The sequence below is a fragment of the Haloarchaeobius salinus genome (assembly GCF_024464185.1).
GTDB lineage: Archaea > Halobacteriota > Halobacteria > Halobacteriales > Natrialbaceae > Haloarchaeobius > Haloarchaeobius salinus.
Window position 1 is genome coordinate 1 of record NZ_JANHAU010000004.1, and the last position, 23,602, is coordinate 23,602.

The 23,602-nt window shown below is 67.5% G+C and carries 21 protein-coding genes and 1 tRNA gene; 12 read left to right on the forward strand and 10 right to left on the reverse strand.

Going from position 1 to position 23,602, the window contains the following annotated elements; all coding sequences use genetic code 11:
* Window positions 1-220 precede the first annotated feature (220 nt).
* Entirely contained in the window at window positions 221-547 is a 327-nt protein-coding gene (locus NO345_RS14310) for a DUF5785 family protein (protein ID WP_256300253.1), read from the forward strand.
* Between the two features lie 45 nt (window positions 548-592).
* Here NO345_RS14310 and NO345_RS14315 read toward each other — a convergent pair whose 3' ends face one another.
* Window positions 593-2,566, reverse strand: a complete 1,974-nt coding sequence (locus NO345_RS14315; protein WP_256300255.1) for a hybrid sensor histidine kinase/response regulator — start codon at window positions 2,564-2,566, stop codon at window positions 593-595.
* A gap of 120 nt (window positions 2,567-2,686) precedes the next feature.
* On the opposite strand from NO345_RS14315, the gene NO345_RS14320 reads away from it, so the two are divergent.
* From NO345_RS14320 to NO345_RS14335, 4 genes are all read left to right on the forward strand, one after another.
* Complete coding sequence (locus NO345_RS14320) at window positions 2,687-3,445, forward strand: GTP cyclohydrolase III (RefSeq protein ID WP_256300257.1); 759 nt, start codon at window positions 2,687-2,689, stop codon at window positions 3,443-3,445.
* A gap of 99 nt (window positions 3,446-3,544) precedes the next feature.
* Window positions 3,545-4,129, forward strand: coding sequence for a CBS domain-containing protein (locus NO345_RS14325; protein ID WP_256300259.1), 585 nt, complete (start codon window positions 3,545-3,547; stop codon window positions 4,127-4,129).
* An 81-nt stretch (window positions 4,130-4,210) separates the two neighbouring features.
* Window positions 4,211-5,515, forward strand: a complete 1,305-nt coding sequence (locus NO345_RS14330; protein WP_256300261.1) for an ABC transporter substrate-binding protein — start codon at window positions 4,211-4,213, stop codon at window positions 5,513-5,515.
* Between the two features lie 462 nt (window positions 5,516-5,977).
* Complete coding sequence (locus tag NO345_RS14335) at window positions 5,978-6,868, forward strand: DUF4397 domain-containing protein (RefSeq protein WP_256300262.1); 891 nt, start codon at window positions 5,978-5,980, stop codon at window positions 6,866-6,868.
* 164 nt (window positions 6,869-7,032) lie between these two features.
* Here the strand turns inward: NO345_RS14335 and NO345_RS14340 are convergent, their stop codons facing one another.
* Genes NO345_RS14340 through NO345_RS14355 form a run of 4 tightly spaced genes read right to left on the reverse strand, consistent with a single transcriptional unit; the run spans window position 7,033 to window position 11,198 of the window.
* A complete protein-coding gene (locus NO345_RS14340) occupies window positions 7,033-7,809 on the reverse strand; it encodes an ABC transporter ATP-binding protein (protein ID WP_256300264.1) in 777 nt (258 codons plus the stop codon).
* Window positions 7,806-8,672, reverse strand: a complete 867-nt coding sequence (locus NO345_RS14345) for an ABC transporter ATP-binding protein (protein WP_256300266.1) — start codon at window positions 8,670-8,672, stop codon at window positions 7,806-7,808. The genes NO345_RS14340 and NO345_RS14345 overlap by 4 nt, the downstream gene beginning before the upstream one ends.
* Window positions 8,665-10,020: a branched-chain amino acid ABC transporter permease gene (locus NO345_RS14350; RefSeq protein WP_438266773.1), complete on the reverse strand. Its 1,356-nt coding sequence runs from the start codon at window positions 10,018-10,020 to the stop codon at window positions 8,665-8,667. The genes NO345_RS14345 and NO345_RS14350 overlap by 8 nt, the downstream gene beginning before the upstream one ends.
* Before the next feature lie 59 nt (window positions 10,021-10,079).
* Complete coding sequence (locus NO345_RS14355; protein ID WP_256300270.1) at window positions 10,080-11,198, reverse strand: branched-chain amino acid ABC transporter permease; 1,119 nt, start codon at window positions 11,196-11,198, stop codon at window positions 10,080-10,082.
* Window positions 11,199-11,447: 249 nt separating this feature from the next.
* Between NO345_RS14355 and NO345_RS14360 the strand changes: the two genes are divergently transcribed.
* The 4 genes from NO345_RS14360 (at window position 11,448) to acnA (ending at window position 16,321) form a co-directional block, all read left to right on the forward strand.
* A complete protein-coding gene (locus NO345_RS14360) occupies window positions 11,448-12,659 on the forward strand; it encodes a phosphoglycerate kinase (RefSeq protein ID WP_256300272.1) in 1,212 nt (403 codons plus the stop codon).
* A complete protein-coding gene (locus NO345_RS14365; RefSeq protein ID WP_256300274.1) occupies window positions 12,649-13,137 on the forward strand; it encodes a GNAT family N-acetyltransferase in 489 nt (162 codons plus the stop codon). The genes NO345_RS14360 and NO345_RS14365 overlap by 11 nt, the downstream gene beginning before the upstream one ends.
* Before the next feature lie 12 nt (window positions 13,138-13,149).
* Window positions 13,150-13,223: transfer RNA gene (locus tag NO345_RS14370), tRNA-Thr, on the forward strand.
* A gap of 320 nt (window positions 13,224-13,543) precedes the next feature.
* Window positions 13,544-16,321: an aconitate hydratase AcnA gene (gene acnA / locus NO345_RS14375; protein WP_256300276.1), complete on the forward strand. Its 2,778-nt coding sequence runs from the start codon at window positions 13,544-13,546 to the stop codon at window positions 16,319-16,321.
* Window positions 16,322-16,351: 30 nt separating this feature from the next.
* Here the strand turns inward: acnA and NO345_RS14380 are convergent, their stop codons facing one another.
* Window positions 16,352-17,248: a DUF7847 domain-containing protein gene (locus tag NO345_RS14380; RefSeq protein WP_256300278.1), complete on the reverse strand. Its 897-nt coding sequence runs from the start codon at window positions 17,246-17,248 to the stop codon at window positions 16,352-16,354.
* A gap of 97 nt (window positions 17,249-17,345) precedes the next feature.
* Between NO345_RS14380 and NO345_RS14385 the strand changes: the two genes are divergently transcribed.
* Window positions 17,346-17,786 carry a TIGR00725 family protein gene (locus tag NO345_RS14385; RefSeq protein ID WP_256300280.1) on the forward strand — a complete coding sequence of 147 codons (441 nt, stop codon included), beginning with the start codon at window positions 17,346-17,348 and terminating at the stop codon, window positions 17,784-17,786.
* Between the two features lie 164 nt (window positions 17,787-17,950).
* Here NO345_RS14385 and NO345_RS14390 read toward each other — a convergent pair whose 3' ends face one another.
* The 3 genes from NO345_RS14390 to NO345_RS14400 all read right to left on the reverse strand — a co-directional run bounded on the left by NO345_RS14390 (window position 17,951) and on the right by NO345_RS14400 (window position 21,340).
* Complete coding sequence (locus tag NO345_RS14390) at window positions 17,951-18,688, reverse strand: ribonuclease H-like domain-containing protein (RefSeq protein WP_256300281.1); 738 nt, start codon at window positions 18,686-18,688, stop codon at window positions 17,951-17,953.
* A 48-nt stretch (window positions 18,689-18,736) separates the two neighbouring features.
* On the reverse strand, window positions 18,737-19,135 hold the full coding sequence (locus NO345_RS14395) for an acyl-CoA thioesterase (protein WP_256300283.1): 399 nt from the start codon (window positions 19,133-19,135) through the stop codon (window positions 18,737-18,739).
* 90 nt (window positions 19,136-19,225) lie between these two features.
* Window positions 19,226-21,340 carry a hypothetical protein gene (locus tag NO345_RS14400; RefSeq protein WP_256300285.1) on the reverse strand — a complete coding sequence of 705 codons (2,115 nt, stop codon included), beginning with the start codon at window positions 21,338-21,340 and terminating at the stop codon, window positions 19,226-19,228.
* A gap of 186 nt (window positions 21,341-21,526) precedes the next feature.
* Between NO345_RS14400 and trxA the strand changes: the two genes are divergently transcribed.
* Window positions 21,527-21,886 (forward strand): thioredoxin, encoded by a 360-nt coding sequence (gene trxA / locus NO345_RS14405; RefSeq protein ID WP_256300287.1) that lies wholly within the window; start codon window positions 21,527-21,529, stop codon window positions 21,884-21,886.
* 38 nt (window positions 21,887-21,924) lie between these two features.
* Here trxA and NO345_RS14410 read toward each other — a convergent pair whose 3' ends face one another.
* A complete protein-coding gene (locus tag NO345_RS14410; RefSeq protein WP_256300289.1) occupies window positions 21,925-22,614 on the reverse strand; it encodes a DUF7504 family protein in 690 nt (229 codons plus the stop codon).
* 164 nt (window positions 22,615-22,778) lie between these two features.
* Between NO345_RS14410 and NO345_RS14415 the strand changes: the two genes are divergently transcribed.
* Entirely contained in the window at window positions 22,779-23,597 is an 819-nt protein-coding gene (locus NO345_RS14415; protein ID WP_256300290.1) for a DUF7547 family protein, read from the forward strand.
* Window positions 23,598-23,602: the final 5 nt, after the last annotated feature.

Sequence of the window (23,602 nt, forward strand, 5' to 3'; positions counted from 1 at the left end):
CGGGGCGGGGGGGGCCCCCGCGTCCGACTGAGCCCCCGTAACCCCCGCCAACCCCCCCCCCCCCCCTGGCCCCCCCGATTCACCGGGCGCTCACTGCGTTCGCGCCCGGCCTTTTTCACCCATGTTTTTGCCGCGAGCGGTGCGCCGGAGGCGCACCCGAGCGGGAAAAAGATGGTCGGGATTCGCAAACCCTTTTGAGGGTACCGTTCTCAGTCAGCGTATGAGCAACGAGTGGCCCCACGACCCGGACGGAGAGGAGGGCAGCGAGGGGATGCGCAAGTACGGGATGGCAGTCCTCGCGAAGAAGCTCGACGAGGAGGAGGACTTCCCGCTGAAGGCAGCGGACTTCGTCGCGGAGCACGGTGACGAGCCGGTCAGACTGAACTCGAAGCGCGTCGTCAGCGTCGCGGACATCTTCGAGCACGTCACGGAGGGCGAGTTCGAGGACATCGTCACGTTCCACAGGGCGGTCGGGAAGGCGATGCGTTCCGGCGGCTTCTGGGAGTTCCACCCGAAGGCCGGCGAGTCGAACGTCAAGCACGCCTGATTCTCGCGGTCCTCGTCTCGACTGTGTCGCGCCGTGAGCGCCGGCTCAGTCCTCGTCGGCCGCCTCGACCGAGAGCGGCTGCTCGTGTCCGAGCGGCCCGGTGCCGGCGTCCGTCACGAACTCGAACCGCGCGCCGCCGTCGGTGCTGCTCGTGACCGACACCGTCCAGCCGTGGGCGGTCGCCACCTGTTCGACGATGGCGAGGCCGAAGCCGGTGCCGTCGTCGCTGGTCGTGTAGCCGGATTCGAACACCTGCTCGTGTGCCTCCGGCGGGATGCCGGGGCCGTCGTCGGCGACGAAGAACCCCGTGGCGTCGTCTAGCGGGCCGATACGGACCGTCGCGTCGGTCCGGCCGTGCTCGACGGCGTTCCGGAACAGGTTCACGAACAGGTCCGTGAGGCGGCCGCGGTCCGCCCGGAGGTGGACATCGTCGTCGACCGCGAGGCGTGCCTCGGGGAGGCGGACCGAGGACCACGCCTGGTCCGCGGTGGCCGACAGCGAGAGCTCGCCGGGTTCGTCGACGACCGAGCCAGTCCGGGCCAGCGAGAGCAGGTTCTCGATGAGCTCGCGCATCCGGCCGTGAGCCCACGCCACCTCGGCGAGGTCCTCGTCGTCGCCGATGCGCTCGATGGCCAGCTGGAGGTGTCCCTCCGCGATGTTCAGCGGGTTGCGGAGGTCGTGGCTGACGATGCTCGCGAACTCGTCGAGGCGCTCGTTCTGCCTGGCGAGTTCGCGCTTGCGCTCTTTCGTCGGGGTGATGTCGGCGTAGAAGCCGTACACCTCCTCGGTGTCGTCCTCGCCGACCGCTCCGCCGATGGGGACGACGTGGACGAGGAAGTCGCGGGGGCCGTCTGCCGCCTGCAGTCGGAGTTCCGTGGGTGCTACCTCGTCGGCAGCGGCCACCCCGGGGAACACCGCATCGCCACCGGCGTTGGGCGGGGCGAACAGCACCTCGTCGATGGGTGTGTCGACGACCCTCGCGGCGTCGCAGTCGAACGTCTCCGCGAACGCCTCGTTGACCGCGTCGATGGTCCGCCGGTCGCCGGTGGAGAGCCTGACGACGGGGTCGGGGACGTTCTCGAACAGCGCGGCGAAGCGGTCGCGCTCCTCGCGGAGGGTCCGCTGGAACCGGGTCCGCTTCACGCTCTCGGCGACGTGCTGCATCAGGGTCTCCGCGAGCTCGAGGTCCGCCTGGTCGAACGCCGCGAGCTCCTCGGAGATGGCCTGGAACACGCCGATGTCGGAGATGGGGACCGTCAGTCCGGACCGGTACGTCATCTGTGTCGGGTCCGCGTCGAGTACCTGGCGGAGGTCCTCGGTGTACATCGCCTCGCCGGTCCGGGCGACGCGGGCGGCGACGCTCTCCCCGTCGAGCGGCACCGACTCCACGCCGTCCTTCGGCATCTCGGACGACGTCTGGACGGGTGTCAGCCGCTCGTCCTCGACGAGGTCGATGTTCGACATGTCGAACTCGAGTACCATCTCCGCCGCTTCGACGGCGACCTGGTAGATCTCGGCCTCGTCGGTACAGGCCTCCAGGTCCATCGCCACGTCGTGGAGTGTGTCGATCTTGGCTGCGGTGCTGTCGGGAGCGACCCGCGAGCTGTCCGTTCGTTCGAGCGCGTCCGCGACTGTCGTCGCGACGCGCTCGTACGCCTCGTCGGTCGCCCGGACGTCGACCGGTCCGCTGGCACCCAGCTGTTTCGGGACGTAGGCGTCGACCCCCGCCTCGACGGCGTCGCTCGCGACCTCCTCGGAGCCCGCGTCGGTGAACAGTATCCTGACGAGGTCGGGGTAGCCGTCACCGAGTCGACGTAGCAGACCGACGCCGTCACGGTCGCCGAGGACGTGCTCGCTGACGACACAGTCGACCGCGGTGTCGGCGACCGCCTCCTCGGCTGCCGCCGCGGTGGCCGCGGACCGGACGGTCACCGACCGATCTGGAGCGGACATCCGCGCGGCGAGTTCGTCGGTCACCGCCGGGTCTGCGTCGACGACGAGCACGACGTGATCTGACATGGGTGTCTTCGACTTCCAGTTGGAACGGATACAATTAAATCGCGTGGCTGCGGCAGGACAGCATCTCGAATCTGGATGTAGTTCCACTTATACGGATGCAATCGAAAGCTCCGGCCAACAGTGACGAACACGCAGATAACGTTGATCCAGATCGACAACTACGGACCGTGGACGGTCACGCCGGAGCCGCGACGCGAGGTCGACCTCCAGACCCTGCAGTCCCGCCTGTACGCCGACCTCTCGCAGCTGGTCGGGAACCGCGACGGCTACGTCTTCTTCACGCGGTTCGACAACATGGTCGCGGTCACGAACGGACTCGACATGGACGACCACGCGCTCATCCAGGAGTCGGTTCGCAACCGCTATCCGGTGACCGTGAGCTTCGGCGTGGCGACGGGCACCTCGCCCGTGCAGGCACTCGCCGACGCGACGAGTCTCATCCAGGAGGCCGGGAGCGCACAGGACAAGTCGCGGCGCGAAATCCTCGACGGTCGCGTCATCGAGGAGGCGTTCCGGACCGACGACGACGTGCAGATCGCCCACTTCGACGTCGTCGACGCGACGGGGAAGTACACCGACGAGCTCGACGCCTTCGGAGCCTTCATCGAGATCGAGCAGGCCTACGCGTCGCTGATGCGGTACATGTACGAGGCCCACGACTCGCTCTCCTTCTTCGTCGGCGGGGACAACATCATCTCCGTCTGTCCCGACCTGGACACGGCGGCCTACGACGACGCCATCGAGCACGTCCACGAGCAGACCGGCATCCCGGTCCGGGTCGGCGTCGGCGAGGGCTCGACCCCACACGACGCCGGCTACGCGGCCAAGCACGCGCTCGAGGTCGGCCGCGCGGAGGAGTCGCTCGTCGAGTTCCACTGACCGTCCGAAGGCGGTTCTTCGCAACCCGAGTACTTCGACGGGAAGGCCGATAAAGGTGCTGCAGGTAGATTTTATAGCGGCCGTGTAAAACCGTCACATATGGAACGCGACGTGTCGATTCGTGACGTGACCGCGCGAGAGTTCGTCGGCGTCAGCGAGTCTGATTCGGTGCGCAGCACCGTCCAGCTCATGTCCGAGGAGGACGTCGGGAGCGTCCTCGTCATGCGAGGGAGTACCCCGGTCGGCATCATGACCGAACGGGACGTCCTCGAGATGGTGGCGACCGGCGAGGACGCCGAATCCACCGCCGTCGCGGAGCTGATGTCCCAGCCGGTCATCACGATGGCCGCGAGTCGACCGCTCGCCGACGCCGCCGAGACGATGTCGCGCGAGGAGATCCGGAACGTCGTCGTCACCGACGACACCGACGGCGAGGAGATCGTCGGCGTGCTCACGGAGCGGGACGTGATCGAGGCGGCGAGCACCCTCCAGGCCTCCCGGTCGCTCGACACGGAGGCGGACTTAGAGGGCGTCGCGACCGCGGCGACGGCCGTCGAAAGCGAGGCTGCGGCCCCCGGTGACGAGTACGCCACGCAGGGCGTCTGTGAACTCTGTGGGGCGTTAGCCGACTCGTTACACGACTCGAACGGTCAGTTAGTCTGTTCCGACTGCCGACAGGTGTGACGGTCATCTCCGTCTCTTCTCCGGGTCGATCGTCGACCTCGGGAGGCAAATTTATAACACAGGGGTAAGTATGACGGTAGCATGGCACGGAAACTGCAACGGCGCGAAGTGCTGAAAACGACCGGAATCGCTGGAACCGTCGGACTGACGGGGCTGGCAGGCTGTCTCGGTGGTGGTGGCAGTGGTGGCGGAAGCGGACCCGACATGCTCACCATCGTCGGCTATCCCGAGGACGGTATCCAGCTGTTCCGGGACTACTACAGCAGCTACGGGAACGACACCGACATCCTCATCCCGGACGGCCTCCGCGACCCGGACCTTCCGGGACAGGTCGGCAACGACATGGAGAACGTCACCGGCACCGCTCCGGCCGCCGGTGGGCCGGCCCAGTCGGCCTACGAGTCCCTGTACGAGGACGTCTACGGCGAATCGCCGGGCGTCTTCTCGTCGCAGTCCTACGACTCGACGGCGGTCGGCATCCTGGCGAACGCGGCTGCCGGCGAGAACTCCGGCACCGCCATCCGCGACCAGATGCGCAACATCGCCAACCCCGACGGGATGGAGGTGACGCCGGACAACTTCGTCGAAGGTGTCGAGGCGGCCGCAAACGGGGAAGCGGTGAACTACCAGGGTGCGTCGAGCTCGGTCAACTTCGACCAGAACGGCGACCCCGCGTCCGCAGCGTACGCGCTGTGGGAGTTCAGCGACGACGGCACCTCCACCATCCGGACCGAGAACTTCGAGGGTGCGAACCCGGACGGCGAGGGCCCGTCCGCCGACGACATGCCCGGCGGCATGGGTCGCGAGATCATGGTCGGCATCCTCCTGCCGGAGACCGGCGCGCTCGCGTCGACCGGTGAGTCGATGATCAACGCCGCACAGATTCCGGCCCAGCAGGTCAACGAGGCCGACATCGACCTCACGGTCGACACCCAGCTCGAGGACACCGAGACGAACTCCCAGTCGGGTGTCAGCGCGGCCAACTCGCTGGTCAACGGCGGCTACCCGTACATCTGCGGGACCGCGTCGTCCGGTGTCAACGTCCCGGTCTGCCAGGAGGTCCTCATCCCGAACGAGGTCGTCGGCTGCTCGCCGTCGAGTACGGCGCTGTCGGTGACGAACCTCGACGACAACGACTACATCTTCCGGACGGCACCGTCCGACCGGCTGCAGGGCCGCGTCATGGCTCAGATTGCCTCCGAGGAGCTCGAGGCGGAGTCGTGTGCGACGCTGTACATCAACAACGACTACGGCCAGCAGCTCTCCGAGCGCTTCTCCAGCGTGTTCGAGGACGAGTTCGACGGCGAGGTCTGGCGGCAGGTCGCGTTCAACCAGGGCGAGTCCTCGTACTCCTCCGTGGTCAGCGACGCGATGTCGGCCGAGTAAGCGACGACCGGTCACTAGCGTTCTTTCTTTCGACCCCGACGACGACGGCCTGTACTGGCCAGTGTCGCTCAGGAGAGCGACAGGTTCGCGCTGTGTTACCGAGCACGACGGGCCCGCGACCGACACCCATCGATAGTAGTCACGGCGGCGTCAGCGCCACGGATCCGATACGACGCGGTTATCAGCGAAGCCACTCGAACCACCGCGTCACGGCACAGACCACCGAAGGAGCGCGGTAAGTTCGAACGACATGCGAACGACGCCGAGGTTACTCTCGTCGACCGCCTCCTGCTCGTCCCCCCGAAACCCATCGACCGCGGTGTCTGGAGCGCCGTCTGGAGTACCAGCACGTTACGTCGAACCGGTCGACAGCATACCTGCACGGCCGTATCCATAACAAAGGCCGTTCGCTTCCCGCCTTCTGATGGAGAGCCAGTTATGCCACCCAAGAAACTTCTCGCCATGGTACTCGCCGTCGCGCTCGTCGGCAGCACCGTGGCGTACGTAGCAGCCGTCGATTCGAATCAGCTCACAGACGAACATCAGGCCAGTCAGGACCAGGACACCTCGTTCCTGCGCGTCGTGCACGCATCGCCTGACGCCCCCGCTGTCGACGTCCGCGTCGAGAACCAGACCGTGCTCTCGAACGTGAGCTTCGGGGCCGTCAGTGACTACCTCAACCTGTCCGCGGGGACCTACAACGTCTCCATCCTGTCGAACGGAACGGACACCGCCGTGTTCGAAGGCGAGGTCACCGTCGAACCGCGAACCGTGACGACGGTCGCCGCGAGCGGCGAGGTAACCCAGAGCGGAAACACGTCGTTCGAACCGGTGTTCTTCGACGACAACGCGTTCACGCCGGGCGAGAACCAGAGCGCGCTGCGCGTCGTTCACCTCTCGCCGGACGCACCGCCCGTCGACATCACGGTGGCGAACGGGAGCGTCGTGCTCGCGGAGAACGTGACCTTCCAGAACGCGTCGGACTACGTCTCGGTTCCCGCGGGGAACTACACCGCCGAGATCAGGCCGGCGACCGCTGGGAACAACGGGAGCGTCGTCACCACGGTGGACGTGTCCCTCGAGAGTGGGCAGGCGTACTCCGCGCACGCGCTCGGCTATCTGAACCCGGCGGAGGCACCGGCGGATTCGCCGTTCCAGGTCGTCCTCACCGAAGATGCATCGGTCTCCGTGCAGTTGCCATCCGATGAAGAGATGATGGACAACGGGACTGCCACCGACGACGCACCGACCACCGACGACGCACCGACCACCGACGACGCACCGACCACCGACGACGCACCGACCACCGACGAAGAAACGACCACCGACGACCCAGTGAGCGTGGTCGCCTAGAGACCCCGGCCACCGTTTTCTCGTTCGGTGCCGATACTCGTCGTGCTCTGAGTCCAACTGTCGCCACGCGTGCTCGACGACGGCGAGAGACCGATCTCCGGTAGAAACGCACGGAGCCAGGCGGTCGGCCCCGTTCGACACACCGACGGACGTGCCGTCGGACGTTACCCGCCGAGGAAGTCCTGACGGACCTGCGGGTCGTTCAGCAGGGTCGTCCCCTCGTCCTCGTAGCGGTTCTTCCCGTCCACGAGCACGTAGCCGCGGTCACAGCGCCGGAGTGCCTCCTTCGCGTTCTGCTCGACCATCAGCACTGCCGTCCCGGCGTCGTTGATGGCGTCGATGCGGTCGAACATGTCCGCGACGAGGTCCGGTGCGAGCCCGGCAGACGGCTCGTCGAGAAGCAGGAGGTCCGGGTCGAGCATGAGCGCCCGGCCCATCGCGAGCATCTGCTGCTGTCCGCCCGACAGCGTCCCGGCCTTCTGCGTCTGTCGCTCCTTCAGGATGGGGAACCGCTCCCACACCTCGTTCAGCGCCTCCTGTGGCACCTCGTCGAGGATGTACGCACCCATCTCGAGGTTCTCACGGACCGACAGCGAGCTGAACACGTTGTCGTTCTGTGGCACGTAGCCGAGGCCGAGATGGATGATGTCCTCGGGGCGCATCGCCGTGATGTCCTCGTCGTCGAAGGACACCGTTCCGCCCATGTGGGCCGTCAGGCCGAAGACGGACTTCATCACCGTCGACTTGCCGGCCCCGTTCGGGCCGACGATGGTGACGTACTCCTCGTCGTTGACGTCGAGGTCGACGTCGGTCAGGATCTGGAGGTCACCGTAGCCGGCGTCCAGGTCGCGCACCGAGAGTAGGCTATCCTCGTAGAGGTTGACGTTCTGAGCGGCACTCGTGGCCGCCCCGCCGTCGGTGGCCGCGTCGTCGGGACTCATACCTCACCTCCGAGGTAGGCCTCGATGACGTCTTCGTTGTTCCGTACCTCCTCCGGCGTCCCCTCGGTGAGGATGCGGCCCTGGTGCATGACGATGACTTTCTCGCAGTTCTGCATGATGAGGTCCATGTCGTGTTCGACGATGAGGAACGTGTAGCCCTGGTCCCTGAGTTCGTGGATGTGTTCGAGCAGGCGCTCCTCCAGCGACGGGTTGACGCCGGCGAACGGCTCGTCCAGCAGGAGCATCTGCGGGTCGGTCAGCAACGCGCGCGCCAGCTCCAGCAGCTTCCGCTGCCCACCGGAGAGGTTCTCCGCGTACTCGTTCGCGAGGTGGTCGATGTCGAAGAACTCCAGGGTCTCCCACGCGCGTTCGAGGATATCCTGCTCCTGCTCCTTCACTTCGTTCCGGGCGTAGGGCAGGACCGAGCGCCAGAGCGCCTCGCCGCGCTGGTGCTTCGGCGCGACCATCATGTTCTCCAGGACGGTCATCTCGCCGAGCTCGCGGGCGATCTGGAACGTCCGGACGAGGCCGCGGTCCGCGACCTCGTACGGTTCGAGCCCGGTGATGTCCTGTCCGTTGAACTCGACGCTGCCGGCGTCGGGCTTGTGGGTGCCGGTGATGCAGTTGAACGTGGTTGACTTCCCGGCCCCGTTCGGGCCGATGAGGCCGGTCATGCTGCCCTTCTCGATGTCGAACTCGACACCGTCGACGGCCGTGATACCGCCGAAGTGCTTCTCGAGCCCGCGGACCTTCAGCGGTATCTCTGCGGTCTCGCTGGCCCCTGAGAGCGTGTTCAGTGACCGGTCATCGGCCTCGGTCTGCCCTGCGGCGGTCGCGTCGGAGGTCTCGGACTCGCTACTCATCCGTCTCACCTCCGTCGGTCGCGACGGTGTCACCGCCACCCGAGCGCTTGATCGGCCGGGTCAGCGGGATGCTGGACGCCGGTTCCTTGCGGTGGCCGAGCATCCCGTCCGGCCGCCGGTGCATCAGTACGATGAGCACGACGCCCATCAGGAACAGCTGGAGCTGCCTGATGCTGTCGAGCGTGAAGAGGAAGAACGGGACGACGTCCCCGCTCGTGATCGGGGCCATCGCCTGGCCGAAGCTCGACGGTGCCTCGGGGTTACCGAGCGCCGTCTCGATGACGTTCTTGAAGTACCGCGGTCCCTGGAACAGGAACGCCGCGAACACTGCACCGCCCATGACGCTACCGGTGTTCGACCCGGCACCACCGATGATGAGCGCGATCCAGATGTAGAACGTGATGCGCGGCCGGAACGTGTTCGGCGTGACCGAACCCTGCGTCCCGAACCAGAGGATGCCGACCAGCCCCATCAGGGCACAGCCGACGACGAACGACTTGATCTTGAACATGTTCGTGTTCTTCCCGAGTGCGTTCGTCACGTCCTCGTCCTCGCGGATGGCCTTGAGAACCCGACCGAACGGGGAGTTCCCCGTCCGGCGGATGAGGACGTAGAACCCGCCGAGGATGAGCAGCAGGACGGCCGAGTACGCGAAGTTGTCGACGACCGGCTTGGGGTTGTTCGGGATGTAGTTCGCCACGAAGTCGACCACGATACCGAGGTACACCTCGTTCCACAGCCACCCCTGTTCGCCGAACACGAGGTCGAACGGTGCGCTGAGTGCGCGTATCAGGCTTTCGAGGGGGTCCCGGTAGTCGAGGATGACCCCGTCACCGCCACCGAGACCGACGCGGTAGCCGGCGATGTCGTGGCCGCTCAGCGAGTCCGACAGCAGCGCGAACCGGACGATCTCTGAGAGTGCGATGGTGACGATTGCGAGGTAGTCCGCGCGCAACCGGAGCGCCGGGAGCGCGGCGATGAGCCCGAGCAGCCCGGCCGCGACCATCCCGCCGATGATACCGATCCACAGCGGAAGGCCGAACCCACCGATCTCCGCCGCGCTCGTCCCGGAGCCGAACACCGGCTTCGAGAGGATACCGGTCACGTAGACACCGGTCGCCATGAACCCGACGATACCGATGTTGAACAGCCCCGTGTATCCCCAGTGCAGGTTCAACGCGAGCGAGGCCATGGCGAAGACGGCGATCCAGAACGTCAACTGGCCGATCTGGTTCATCAGCCCCCGGAACGGGAAGCCGATGAACAGTCCGGCGAGCAGGTAGATGGCGTAGACGCCGACGAGCAGCGTCAGCAGCATCAACCCGTCGTTCCGGAAGTCGATGCCCATCACTACCGCACGCTGTTCCTCCTCACTTTGCCCGTACCCATCGCCTGATTCGTCGTCGCTCATGCTGTAGACCTCCCTGAGAAGATGCCCTGGGGACGTACCACCAGGACGAGGATCATCACGGCGAACGCCGCCGCGCGGGCGAAGCCGGACGGGATCCAGATCACCGCCGTCGAAGCGGTGACTCCGATGATCAGGCCGCCCGCGATTGCGCCGTACACCGAGCCGATGCCGCCGAGGATGACTGCCGCGAAGATGAGCAGCAGCAGCAGCCAACCGTCGTTCCAGCTGAGCGTACCCTTCCAGAGCACGAACATGAAGCCGGAGACGCCGGTCAGCCCGCCGCCGATTATCCACGTCGCGCGGATGACGCGCTCGGTCGCGATACCGGTGATGCGTGCCAGCGACTCGTCGTCGGACATCGCCCGCATCGCCTTCCCCAGCTTCGTCCGCTGGAGCAGGATGTGGACGCCGAGCATCAGCCCACCGGCGACGATGACGAGCATCGCGTCGTGTGCGGTGAGCGACACCGTCCCGTCGATGAAGTAGGGCCGGATGCCGGGGAGGGTCCCGGTGTTGGTCGTCCCCCGGGTGCCCGAGTCGAAGACGAACTGGATGAGGTACCGCAGCGCGAACGCGACACCGACGCTCGTGATGAGCAGCGGAATCCCGCCCGAGCCGCGTATCGGTTTGAAGATTAGCTTGTCGATGGCGAGCGCGAGCACGATGGTGAACAGGCCCGAGACGATCAGGCCGGCGATCACGGCCAGTGGCGTCTGTACGGCGTTGATGCCCAGCGCCCCGCCGAACACCGAGCCGCCGGCACCCACCAGTGCCAGCGAGCCGATGTTCGCCGAGGAGCCGAAGCCACCGGCGATGATGTACGTCGTCGCCCAGCCCGAGAACGCCCCTGCTGTGATGTAATCACCGTGGGCGAAGTTCGCGAAGTTCAGAATGCTGTACGTCATCGAGAGCCCGATACCCGCCAGTCCGATGACGAGCCCCCGGAACAGGCCGTCGAGGACCAGGTTCAACACCCGGGCGATGGTGATGTCACCGACCGCGAGCTGTCTGAAGAGGTCGAGAACGAGCAGTACTGCGATGGCCCCCAGCACTACCGTCATCGGCTTCTCGACCAGAAGGTTCCGGCCTCTATCGTACGTGCTTGATTCACCCATGGATGTCCCTTACACACAAAGCGGAACAAGGAGATAGATAAATCTTGCCCGTTCATACCCACTGTTTCATCTCGGCGGCTGCGTGCGATTGTTACCCAATCTCAATCCGTGTCCTCGGCATTTCAGTACACCACGTCAACCAGATGGGCGCAGGTCGGAGCCACTAGCCCGAACCGGCGTCACGTGGACCGAAGGCCTGGATGGACCCACAAAGAAAACTCTTTCACCGGGCCCGTCACACCTCGAACCATGCCGGTAGGGACCCTTGACGACCTCTCTGTCGCCGGGCGTCGAGTCGGGGTGCGCGTCGACATCAACAGTCCGCTCGACGGCGGGGACCTCGCCGACGACGCCAGACTCCGGGCCCACGAGCAGACCCTCTCCGAGCTCCTCGAGGAGGACGCCCGCGTCGCCGTCCTCGCCCACCAGGGCCGCCCAGGCGGTGACGAGTTCGAGACGCTGGCCGCCCACGCAGAGCGCCTCGACGAGCTGCTCGACGCGCCCGTCAGCTACGCCGACACCAACCTCGGGTCGGCCGCCCGCGAGGCCGTCGACTCCCTCGACCCTGGGACCGCCGTCGTCCTCGAGAACACCCGTTTCTACGCGGAGGAGTACATGGAGTTCGAGCCCGAGGTTGCGGCCGCGACCCACCTCGTCGAGGGGCTCGTCCCCGTCCTCGACGCCTTCGTCAACGACGCCTTCGCCGCCGCCCACCGCTCGCAGCCCTCCCTCGTCGGGTTCCCGCAGCATCTCCCGAGCTACGCGGGCCGGGTCATGGAGCGGGAGCTCGACGTGCTCGCCGACGTCGAGGCCACCGAACGTCCCCGCGTGTACGTTCTCGGGGGTGCGAAGGTCTCGGACTCCATCGACGTGGCCTGGAACGTCCTCGAATCCGGACTCGCGGATCAGGTGCTCACCGCGGGCGTCGTCGGCAACGTGTTCCTGCTCGCCGACGGCGTCGACATCGGGGACGCCAGCGCCGACTTCATCTACGACGAGGGCTACTGGGACGAGATCGACCGCGCCGCCGACCTGCTGGACGCCCACGGCGACCGCATCCGGTTCCCACAGGACGTCGCGGTCGAGCGCGACGGCGAGCGACACGAGATCGGGCTGAACGCCCTGCCCGGGAACGCGGGCGAGGCCGCGATGGACATCGGCTCCGAGACGCTTCGGATGTACACGTCCGTGCTCGCCGACGCCCAGACGGTCATCCTCAACGGCCCGGCGGGCGTGTTCGAGGAACCCACGTTCGCGGTCGGGACGAAGGAGCTGTACCACGCCGCCGCGGACGTCCCCTACAGCATCGTCGGCGGTGGCGACACCGCAGCGGCAATCCGCCAGCTCGGGATCGACGGTTTCAGCCACCTCTCGACGGGCGGTGGGGCCTGCCTCAGACTCCTCACCGGGCGCGAACTCCCCGCCGTGGAGGCGCTGCGAACCGGCTACGATGGCGATTGAACCGGCCATGCTCTCGGAGCTCGACACGCTCGTCGACCTGTGGGTCGACCTCGCCACGGAACAGGGACCCCACGGTTCCCACGTCCAACCGGCCGAGAACCGGACCACGATGCGCGAGCGGCTCGCACACCACGTCGTCGACGGCTCCGTGCTCGTCGACCGCGTCGAGGACGAGGTCGTCGGCTTCGTCTCCTTCGAACGAACCGGATCCGAGGTGAGCGTCGACGCCGTCCGTGGGCTCGTCAGCAACCTCTACGTCGCCCCCGACTACCGGGGCGCGGGCCGCGGTGCCGCGTTGCTCGACGCCGCCGAGGCCGAACTGCGCGAACGCGGCGTCGACGTGGTCCAGCTCGAGGTCATGGCCAGCAACATACGCGCACGGTCGTTCTACTCGGAGCAGGGGTACGCCGAGCATCGCTACGTCCTCGAAAAACGCGTCGGAGTCGAAAGCCATACTAAGGCCAACGACCACGACTGAGTTGCGGACCGTGCCAAGGGAGCATGGGCGGTGCATGCACTCGACTTGTAATCGAGACTTCGTGGGTTCAAATCCCACCCTTGGCTTCCTGCTGCGAACGAAGTGAGCAGCGGAAGCCACAGGTGTGGATTTGAACCAGGGAGCGGAACGAAGTGCAGCGACCGTGGTTCAAATCCCACCCGACGAACCCCTTCACCGACAGCACGGACACGACCAGGGAGCGGAACGAAGTGCAGCGACCGTGGTTCAAATCCCACCCGACGAACCCCTTCACCGACAGCACGGACACGACCAGGGAGCGGAACGAAGTGCAGCAACGGTGAGTCACCCTCGACGTCGCCCGATCGGTCGTCGGTGTCAGCGATTCGGGGGACGATTCAAGTGATGCGTTATCGTATCTTGAGGTATGTCAGATACCGACCCGCGGGACGCCATCCGGGAGTTCGAGTACGACGGTTCGTCGTTCAAGATGGCGGACCTCACGGTCCTCGAAGACCAGGGGCTCTGCGAGCTCGACAGCCTCCCGGTCAGCATCCGTGTGCTCCTCGAATCCGTCCTCCGGAACGTGGACGGCGACACCATCACCGCGGCGGACGTGCGGAACGTCGCGTCGTGGCAGCCGGACGTCCCGGACGTGGAGCTGCCGTTCACACCGTCCAGGGTCGTCCTGCAGGACCTCACCGGCGTCCCGGCGGTGGTCGACCTCGCGGCGCTTCGCTCCGCCGTCGACCGGCAGGGTCGTGACCCCGGTATCGTCGAGCCCGAGGTACCCATCGACCTGGTCATCGACCACAGCGTGCAGGTCGACTTCTTCGGCTCCGAGGACGCCTACGAACGGAACGTCGAACTGGAGTACGAGCGGAACGGTGAGCGCTACCGGGCCCTGAAGTGGGCACAGCAGGCGTTCGACGACTTCCGGGTCGTCCCACCGGGGACCGGCATCGTCCACCAGGTGAACCTCGAGTACCTGGGGCAGGTCGTCCACGCCCGGGAGCGGGACGGCGAGGAGTGGCTCCTGCCGGACACGCTGGTCGGCACGGACAGCCACACGCCGATGATCGGCGGCATCGGCGTCGTCGGCTGGGGTGTCGGCGGTATCGAGGCCGAGGCGGCGATGCTCGGCCAGCCCATCACGATGAAGCTCCCGGAGGTGGTCGGGGTCCGGCTCACTGGCGAGCTACCGGAGGGGGCGACCGCCACCGACCTCGTGCTGCACGTCACCGAGAAGCTCCGCGGCGTGGGTGTCGTCGACCGGTTCGTCGAGTTCTTCGGGCCGGGCGTCTCGAACCTCACCGTGCCGGACCGGGCGACCATCGCGAACATGGCACCCGAGCAGGGGTCGACCATCAGCATGTTCCCGGTCGACGAGGCGACGCTCGACTACCTCGAGCTGACGGGACGGGACGAGGAGCACATCGAGCTCGTCCGCGAGTACCTCGACGCACAGGGGCTGTTCGGCGAGCAGGACCCCGAGTACTCCGAGACGGTCGAGCTCGACCTGTCCTCCATCACGCCCAGCCTCGCCGGGCCGAAGCGGCCGCAGGACCGCGTCGAGATGCCCGAGATGAAGGGCCACTTCCGGGAGCTCGTCCACGGCGAGTTCGCGGGGGAGCTCGGGGACATCGACGAGGACGCACTCTCGCGCTGGCTGGAGGAGGCGAGCGTCGCGGACGACCGGCCCGACGCCGACATCCCGACGCCGGACGTCGGCCAGCTGAACAAGCGAGTCGAGGTGGACGTCGGCGGGGAGACGACCGAGATCGGCCACGGGAGCGTCGTCGTCAGCGCAATCACGAGCTGTACGAACACGTCGAACCCGTCGGTGATGCTGGCGGCGGGGCTGCTCGCGAGGAACGCCGTCGAACGGGGGCTCGACGTGCCGGCATACGTGAAGACCAGCCTCGCGCCGGGGAGCCGCGTCGTCACCGAGTACCTCGAGGCGTCGGGACTGCTCCCGTACCTGGAGGAGCTCGGCTACAACGTCGTCGGCTACGGCTGTACGACCTGCATCGGGAACGCCGGGCCGCTGCCGGAGCCCATCGAGCGCGCCATCGACGCGGAGGACCTCTGGACGACGAGCGTCCTCTCCGGCAACCGGAACTTCGAGGCGCGCATCCACCCGAAGGTGCGCGCGAACTACCTCGCCAGTCCACCGCTGGTCGTCGCCTACGGGCTCGCGGGCCGGATGGACATCGACCTCGAACACGACCCGCTCGGGACCGACGCCGACGGCGAGCCGGTGTACCTGGCCGACATCTGGCCGGACGCCGACGAGATTCACGCGGCAGTCCACGACAGCGTCGACGCCTCGATGTTCGAGGAGAAGTACGCCGAGGTGTTCGAGGGCGACGAGCGCTGGGAGGGCCTCGACGCGCCGTCGGGGACGGTGTACGAGTGGGACGATTCGTCGACGTACATCCGGGAGCCGCCGTTCTTCAAGGAGTTCCCGCTGGAGGAGCCCGGCGTCTCGGACGTCGAGGACGCCCGGACGCTCATGCTGCTGGGCGACACCGTCACGACCGACCACATCAGCCCGGCCGGCCCGTTCAGCCGCGAACAGCCCGCCGGCGAGTGGCTCGTCGACCAGGGCGTCGAGCCGTCCGACTTCAACACGTACGGTGCCCGTCGCGGGAACCACGAGGTGATGATGCGCGGCACGTTCGCGAACGTCCGCATCGAGAACGAGATGCTCGACGACGTCGAGGGCGGCTACACCATCCACCAGCCGACGGGCGAACAGACGACCGTGTTCGAGGCGAGCGAACGGTACCGCGACGCCGAGACGCCGCTGGTCGTGTTCGCCGGCGAGGAGCTCGGGACCGGTTCCAGCCGCGACTGGGCCGCGAAGGGGACGGACCTGCTGGGTGTGCGGGCGACCATCGCGGAGAGCTACGAACGCATCTTCCGGGACAACCTGGTCGGGATGGGCGTCCTGCCGCTGCAGTTCGCCGGGGATGACTCCTGGGAGTCGCTCGGACTGGACGGCTCGGAGGCGGTCTCGATCCAGGGGCTGGACGACGGACTGGCAGTCGGCGACGAGCTCACCGTCGTCGCGGAGCGGGCCGACGGGTCGACCGTCGAGTTCCCGGTCACCGCCCAGGTCAGTACGCCCGCCGCGGTCCGCTACGTGGAGAACGGTGGTATCCTCCACCTCGTCCTCCGTCGGCTGCTCACGGAGTCGTAGGGAGCGAGTCCCGGGCCGTCCCGGGCAGCGCTACCCGATCGTATCGTACTCGTCGTCGAACAGGTCGTACTCGTCTTCGTCCGCCGCCGGCTCGGTCGTGGCGGGTTCCTCGCGGTGGTCGACGTAGAAGGCGATGAGGTAGGTGCGGGTGAACGCGCCGACGATGCCGGCGGTGAGCAGGGTCGTGGCGACGACGATGCCGACCTCGGTTGCGGAGAGCTGCCCGTAGACGTTCTGGAACGTCTCGGGCTCCAGCGTCTCGGCGTTCTGGAGGTCGATTCCGATGCTGGTCACCACGAAGTACGCCGTGAGGAGCGAGCTCAGGACGCCCGGAAGCCAGCGGACGACGGTGAACCCGATAGTGCTGAGGACGTTGCCGCGGACGAACCGGTAGCTCCGCTTGAAGCTGTCGAGGACGTCGGCGTCGTCGACGACGATGGCGGCCTCGTAGAACTGGAGGGAGACGACGGCCGCGAGGTAGAGGAGGAGGAAGAGGAGACCGACGACGCCGGGGACGAGCAGCGCGCCGGGTGAGACCCCGCCCTCCAGTCCGGAGACGCCGACGCTGAAGATGGTGAGGAACGTCAGGACGACGACGGCGACGAACACCACCACGAAGACGGCCAGCGCGAAGAAGATGGCCGCGACGAGCAGTGAGACGTAGTTCTCGCGGCCCGCCCGCCAGAAGGTGGCGAGCGAGGTCGTGCCGTCGAGCCCCTCGTACGCCATCCCGTAGATGCCGCCGATGAGGAACGGGACGAGGAGGACGGTGACGAGGTTGAACAGCGAGGCGACGATGGGGAGGCCGGTCCACTGGAGGAGGATCTGTGGCAGCTGCACGACGGCGAACACGGTGGCGGCGAGGAACAGGATGGGGTTCCGCGAGAGCGTCGACCCGGCGTGTTTCGCCGATGAGATTGCGCCCATACCCGGTCAGCCGCGGCGCGAGCGTATAAATCATGTCATGCTCGAATGATGAAAACGGACCGAAACCGTCGTGCCCGCGCCGGCCGTCGGTGGGCCCATGCGAGTGAGTGTCATCGGCGGGAGCAGCGTCTCGGACGAGGAGTACGAGCGGGCCGCAGCGGTGGGGCGACTGCTCGCTGAGCACGGACACACCGTCGTCTGTGGCGGGCTGGGTGGTGTGATGCGAGGGGTCTGTGAGGGCGCGAGCGGGGCCGGCGGGCGGACCGTCGGCATCCTCCCGGGCGAGGACATCGCGGCGGCCAACGAGTACGTCGACGTGCCCGTCGCGACGGGGCTGGGCCACGCCAGGAACGCGCTGGTCGTCATGAACGGCGACGCGGTCGTCGCAATCGACGGTGGTCCGGGGACGCTCTCGGAGCTGGGTCTCGCCGGCGTCTACGACCGGCCCGTCGCCGGGCTCGGCACGCACGACGTGGCGGGTGTGAGACAGGTCGACAGCCCGGCCGCCGCCGTCGCCCACGTCGAGGACGGTGCGTGATGCTACCATGTGACGAAAGCGGCTGTTGTAGTTATAGGTGCGTTTATTGACAGTCGGAGGGTAGGCAGCAGTGTCGGCACTGGACCCGCCCACTCTGACCGAAACCCGACGGAGGTGTTGCCCGACGCCTCCAGACCCCACTGCCGACAGTTTTCGAACGCCGACTACTCCTCGAAGACCCGTGTGTGTAGCCCGTCGGCGACCACGTCCATGAGCGTCTGGAGGTTCCGGGCGTCGTCGCGGTTGTACCTGACCAGCGTGTCGAGGGCCTCGTCGCTGCCGCGCTCGTACTCGTGCCAGAGCCGGACGGCGTCCCGCCCGGTGATGTCCGGTTCGTCGCGGGCGATGCCGACCTCCTGCTCGATGCGCTTGAGGCCGCCGGAGAGCCCGAGACGCTTGCAGGGATACATCAGGTCCACGTGCGGTACGTCGACGTCCACGTCGAACGAGGTCTCGAGGAACGGCACGTCGAAGCGCGCCCCGTTGAACGTCGCGACGAGCGACGCGTCGTCGAACTGTTCGCGGAGCGCGCCCGCGGTCAGGTCGTCGCCCCTGACGAGCGTCGTCGTCTCGCCGGCCTGGTGGAACGAGACCGTCGTCACGTCGTCGCGCTCCTGCGAGAGCCCGGTCGTCTCTATGTCGAAGAAGCAGGTGTCCTCGCGGAAGTTCTCGTAGAACCGCCAGCGCTCGCTGCTCGGGAACTGCTCGTCGAAGAACCGCGTGTCGCCTGCCGCCAGCCGGTCGGTCGCCGTCTCGATGAACGACTCGATGCGGTCGGCGGTCGTCGACCCGACAACCGACCCGTCGAACTCGTCCCAGTGCGTGATGCCGGCGCGCCAGAGGTCGCGCTCGGTCTGCTCGCCGACGCCCCGGACCGGAATGAAGCTGTTCTCGATTCGCACGGTCGTACCTCGGTCAGCCGAGTAGAAAAGCTGTCGTTCCCCGTCGCCTCAGAGGTCCTCGAACGCCTCGATGCGCTCGCGCCACTCGTCGGGGACGGGTCTGGACTCCTTCGCCTCGGGGTCGTAGGCGACCTGTACGGTCTCGGCGGTCGCGGCGACCTCGCCGGCGGCCCGCACCTCGTAGGCGAAGGTGATGGTCGAGGTACCGATGTCGGTCACCCAGATGGCCACCTCCACGTCATCCTCGAGCGTGATGGGCCGGTGGAAGTCGATCTCGAGGTGCGCGAGGACGCTCTCCAGCGACTCCGGCGTCCCGAGCACCTCGGGCAGGTACTCGACGCGGGCGGCCTCCAGGTAGGAGGAGTAGATGGCGTTGTTCACGTGGCCCAGCAGGTCGACGTCGTTGTACCGGACGTCGATGCCGACGGTGAAGGGGTGTTCGCGCATACCCACCGTCACCGCTCGGGACACCTTCGTCTTGCGGTAGCGGCCAGCCTTCGTCGCTGTCGGGCCTGGCCGGCGGCGGCGACCCTCCGCTCACTCCTCGCCACGGGCGAGGTACAGCGTCCGGTCGGTGATCTGGATGAGTGCGTCGGCCCAGTCGTCGAGCGACCCGGCGGTCGCACCGGGGATCTCGAGCACCACGACGCCGTCGTCGGCGACGCGCAGCTCCGCGTGCCCGCTCCCGTCCCGGTCCAGGTAGTTCCGGAACTGGTACCGGAGCAGCTGCTCGCTCGGACCGGAGAGCTCGACGCCACCGTCGGGTACCAGTTCCAGCGTCGCGACCTCGCTCTCGGCGCTGGCGGTGAGACCGTACGACTCGCCCGACAGCGGGAACGTGTAGTCGGTGTCGTCGAGCTCCTCGGCACCCTGCTGGAGCGGCAGCGAGCTCACGTCCGCGGAGATGCTCGTCCCGCCGACCTCCTGCGTGAGCGTCGTCAGCTCCTGCTCGACGAGGTCGCCGACGTCCATCGGTTCGTCCACGGCGTCCGACGAGCCGTCCCCGGCGGCGGTCCCCTCGGGTGGCTCGCTCGGCACCTCCGGCTCCCGCAGGACCGCAGCCGCGGCCGCCTCCGCGTCGGCGTCCGGATCCAGTTGATCGAAGACCGAGGACGCACCGTCGTCCGAATCCGCCACCGACTCACCCGAATCGTCCGTCCCATCGGGGTCGGCGTTCTCGGCCTCGTTGTCCGGTCGCGCCGGCGTCTCCTCCGCCAATCTGTCGCCGGTCACCGGCTCGTCGGCCGCGTTCTCGAGGTCGTGCGTCCCGACCCACCCGTCGTCGTCGTCGAACTCGGAGAGCGGGGGCGCGGTCGCCGTGTCTGCCTCCCCGTCGATCACGCCCTCGTCAGCGCCGCCCTCCGTGGTCTCAGCGATAGCGCCGGTCGAGCGCGGGTGCGACTCGAACCGGGTCGCGTACCACGGCTCGTCGGCGGTCGTCGCGAAGCGGCCGTGCGCCCCGTCCCCGTCCGGTCCCGTGAACAGGTCGGGTGAGGGCCCCAGCCCGCGGTTCGTCCTGGCGTCGTGCCCGAAGGTACGGAGCGCCTCGGTCGCGGAATCGTCGGGCTCGATGGCTCCGTCGTCCGGTTGGTCGTCGTCGAGCAGCTGGGCGACCGAACCGTCCAGTTCGTCGTCGTCCGGTCCGTCGACGCCGGCTCCGTCGCCGTTGACGACCGCAGCGGTTGCCCCCTCCTCTGCCTCGGCCGGTGGGTTCTGGGGGCCGTCCGCCGGGGTCGGCGCGTCGGCTTCGGCGTCGTCCTCGGCGGCATCGGCGTCGTGGTCGACGTCCGCCTCGGTCACGCTGTCGTCCTCGTCCACGCCGTCTGCTTCGGCTTCCTCGTCCGGCTCGTCCGTTCCCACCTCGTCCTCGCCGAGAGCTGGCTCCTCCGGTAGCGTGTCGGCCTCCATTCCCGTCTCGTCCTCCGTATCCGTCTCGTCCTCCGAATCCGTCTCGTCCTCTGAATCCGTCTCCTCTTCGATGCCCGTCTCGACGGCCTCGTCACCCTCGTCGGCCGCCGGCTCGTCCTCGTCCGTGGTTGGATCCGCGTCCGTCTCGTCACCCGGCTGGTCCGCCGCACCGTCGGGACCGAACTCGTCGACCCCGACGCTACGTGCGTCGACGCCGTCGTCCGTTCTGGCCGCGCCACCGGTCGACACGCCGGTGGCGGCCGTCGACCCGTCGCCTGGTGTACCGGCGTCGGAACCCCGCCGGCCGCTGCGGCCGTTCGCCAGCTGCACCCGGCCCACGACGCCCTCCGGCGAGGGCTGTGCCGACTGCAGGCCACCGACGGTCGACTGGCCGCTCGACGCCGTCGGCGTGCCGACACCCGGTGCGGCGACGTTCGGGGTCGTCGCAGGTACCGTACCGGGCTGGGGCTGTGGCTCCGCCACGGTGCGTCCGTCGGCAGTGGCGGCGTTCCGGCCGCCGGTCCGACCCTGTCCCTCACCGCGCATACTGTCGTGTATCCGCGTCAGTGTCCCGTTTATCGTGTCCAGATCCGAATCCACGTCGTCCTCGAGCGAGTCGACCTTCTCCGCGACGTCACGCAGCGCCAGCGCGACGTCCCACATGACGACCACGCCGAGGAAGACGAGCATCAGGAGGACCGTCACTGCGACGCCGGCGAGCATCTCGATGCCTACTTCGACCATGGGTGACTCTCCTGTTCGCGTACGCACGGTCCGTGTATAGAGGCTCGTCCGATATCGAACGCTGAGTCGTGGCCCGATTCGTGCGACAGCGAGGACCCCCGGTCCGCGATGAACCCCGATGTGCGGTCGTGCGATGTCCGTGACAACCCGACGAACGGTTAACCGTCGGCGGTTCGTAGCGGTGGCATGAGCGACGCAGCGGAGTCGAACGACGATGTCAGTACGAGTACGACCGAACCAGTCCACGTCGAGAGCGCCGGACACCTCCAGACCCTGCTCACCGACGGGGACGTGGTGCTCGTGGACTTCCACGCGGACTGGTGTGGGCCCTGCCAGATGCTCGAGCCCGTCGTCGCCGACATCGCGGCGGAGACGGACGCCACCGTCGCGAAGGTCGACATCGACGAACTCCAGGCACTCGCACAGGAGAACGGCATCCGAGGGGTGCCGACGCTCCTGCTGTACGCGGACGGCGAGCTCGTCGAGCGGCTGGTCGGCGTACAGGAGAAGTCCACGCTCGTCGACCTCGTCGAGCAGCACGGCTGACCGGTCGGTGGCGTTCGGTCAGCAGACGGCTCCGGGGATCAGATCTCGATCCAGCCGCTCTCGGCGTCGCGGTCGCGGAGGTGCCACCGCTGCTCGAGGCGCTCCTCGTCGCCGTCCTCGGTCCGCCTGACCTCGACGACGGCGTCGAACAGTGGTTCGAGCAGATGTACGTAGTCGCTGTCGCGATCCAGCGGCAGGTGGAAGTGCCCCATCCCGTCGGCCTGCCGGGTCCGCGAGGTGACCATGTGGAGCAGCCGGAACACGTTCTGTGACTTGTGTTCGCGCAGCAGCGGCGTCACCGAGTCGAAGCAGAGTCGGAGTTCGCCCGGCTCGAGCTCGTGGTCGGCCTCCATCTCGTCGACGGCGTCGATGATGGCCGTCCCGAGCGTGCTCAGCAGCTGCGGGCCGACCACGGTCTCCTCGATGTCGTCGGGGACGCCCTCCGGACTCGCGGAGACACCCGCCTCGTTCTCCTGGCTGAGGATACGTGTCTCGCCCCGATGGTCCGTCGACGGTCCCTGTCCGCAGGTCTCCGTGCCCGTCGTGTAGACGTAGAGGCGCTGTCTGGGCTCGCCGCTGTCGCCCACGAGCCTGCCACAGGCCGCCCGGTGGGCCGTCGCGCTCGTCCGTCCGACCAGAAGGATGCTGCTGCCTTCGCGCTTGAGTGCCGAGAGCGTCTGCGCGAACGTCGTGCTCCCGGGAACCCCCCCACCGTGGTCGGTACGCATTCTTTCGTCGAATTGGAAACAGGATGCAATAAATATTGTGGCTGTTGGCTCACTGTAATAACGTGTTACCCACCGTGAAACCGAGCTCCGCGACGGGAGCTGTCGGGAGCCCCACGACGGTCGGTGGCGCATGGTTTTTGTCGCCTACGCGATAACGGTACGGTATGAGCGATTCCAGGGACGACGACATCGCCGCCGACGCCAGGGAGCTGGCGGGGGAGCTCCGGGCCCTCCGGGAGCAGCTCGACGAGCAACGCCGTCGGCCGCCGACGGGGCCGATGGGCATCCCGCGCCCCCCGACACCACGGGAGTTCATGGAGTTCGCCGACGAGGTCGCCATCCCCGCGACCATCGCCATCCTGGAGACGAACATCCGACTGCTCGAGGCCCTCCAGCGCGCCATCCGGCTGGCAGACAGTGGCCGCCGCGCGGGTGAACGCGGCCGGGACGCCGGGGGGCGCGCACGCTCGACCGCCGAGTCCGTCAGCCGGGAGACGCTCTCGCGGGCATCAGACGCGCTCGCCGACCTCCAGTCCGTCCTCGAGGGGACCGAGCTGCCGGAGAACGAGTCCGCCCGCAGCATCCTCACCGAGGCGCGGGACCTCCGACAGGAGATACAGGAGCAGCTGACTGCGAGCCGGACGCGGGACCACACCCTGGACGAGTTCGAGGAGGGCGACGACGCTGCGGACGACGCCGGCACCGACATCGGTGTGACCGATGGGGACGAGACGGGGGAGGAGCCGGACGACGAACCGGTGTCCATCGACGTGGATGCGGAACTGGAGACGCTGAAACAGCAGTACGAGGACGAGAGCCACGGGGACGACGGACCGGACAGCTCAGCGGACGACGGTCCGGACAGCTCAGCGGACGACGGTCCGGACGCTCCTGGAGATGACGGATCTGACACCCCTGGAGATGACGGACCGGGCGACTCCGGACACGACGGACCGACCGGCTCCGGCGACGACGGTCGGTAACGGCG

Excerpts from the sequence above, each read along its gene's own strand:
- acnA (WP_256300276.1), top strand. The coding sequence starts at position 13,544 with ATGTCAGATACCGACCCGCGGGACGCCATCCGGGAGTTCGAGTACGAC.
- NO345_RS14385 (WP_256300280.1), top strand. The coding sequence starts at position 17,346 with ATGCGAGTGAGTGTCATCGGCGGGAGCAGCGTCTCGGACGAGGAGTAC.
- NO345_RS14380 (WP_256300278.1), bottom strand. The coding sequence starts at position 17,248 with ATGGGCGCAATCTCATCGGCGAAACACGCCGGGTCGACGCTCTCGCGG.
- NO345_RS14310 (WP_256300253.1), top strand. The coding sequence starts at position 221 with ATGAGCAACGAGTGGCCCCACGACCCGGACGGAGAGGAGGGCAGCGAG.
- NO345_RS14335 (WP_256300262.1), top strand. The coding sequence starts at position 5,978 with ATGGTACTCGCCGTCGCGCTCGTCGGCAGCACCGTGGCGTACGTAGCA.
- NO345_RS14350 (WP_438266773.1), bottom strand. The coding sequence starts at position 10,020 with ATGGGCATCGACTTCCGGAACGACGGGTTGATGCTGCTGACGCTGCTC.
- NO345_RS14415 (WP_256300290.1), top strand. The coding sequence starts at position 22,779 with ATGAGCGATTCCAGGGACGACGACATCGCCGCCGACGCCAGGGAGCTG.
- NO345_RS14345 (WP_256300266.1), bottom strand. The coding sequence starts at position 8,672 with ATGAGTAGCGAGTCCGAGACCTCCGACGCGACCGCCGCAGGGCAGACC.
- NO345_RS14395 (WP_256300283.1), bottom strand. The coding sequence starts at position 19,135 with ATGCGCGAACACCCCTTCACCGTCGGCATCGACGTCCGGTACAACGAC.
- NO345_RS14400 (WP_256300285.1), bottom strand. The coding sequence starts at position 21,340 with ATGGTCGAAGTAGGCATCGAGATGCTCGCCGGCGTCGCAGTGACGGTC.
- trxA (WP_256300287.1), top strand. The coding sequence starts at position 21,527 with ATGAGCGACGCAGCGGAGTCGAACGACGATGTCAGTACGAGTACGACC.
- NO345_RS14330 (WP_256300261.1), top strand. The coding sequence starts at position 4,211 with ATGGCACGGAAACTGCAACGGCGCGAAGTGCTGAAAACGACCGGAATC.
- NO345_RS14340 (WP_256300264.1), bottom strand. The coding sequence starts at position 7,809 with ATGAGTCCCGACGACGCGGCCACCGACGGCGGGGCGGCCACGAGTGCC.
- NO345_RS14355 (WP_256300270.1), bottom strand. The coding sequence starts at position 11,198 with ATGGGTGAATCAAGCACGTACGATAGAGGCCGGAACCTTCTGGTCGAG.
- NO345_RS14325 (WP_256300259.1), top strand. The coding sequence starts at position 3,545 with ATGGAACGCGACGTGTCGATTCGTGACGTGACCGCGCGAGAGTTCGTC.
- NO345_RS14410 (WP_256300289.1), bottom strand. The coding sequence starts at position 22,614 with ATGCGTACCGACCACGGTGGGGGGGTTCCCGGGAGCACGACGTTCGCG.
- NO345_RS14315 (WP_256300255.1), bottom strand. The coding sequence starts at position 2,566 with ATGTCAGATCACGTCGTGCTCGTCGTCGACGCAGACCCGGCGGTGACC.
- NO345_RS14365 (WP_256300274.1), top strand. The coding sequence starts at position 12,649 with ATGGCGATTGAACCGGCCATGCTCTCGGAGCTCGACACGCTCGTCGAC.
- NO345_RS14360 (WP_256300272.1), top strand. The coding sequence starts at position 11,448 with ATGCCGGTAGGGACCCTTGACGACCTCTCTGTCGCCGGGCGTCGAGTC.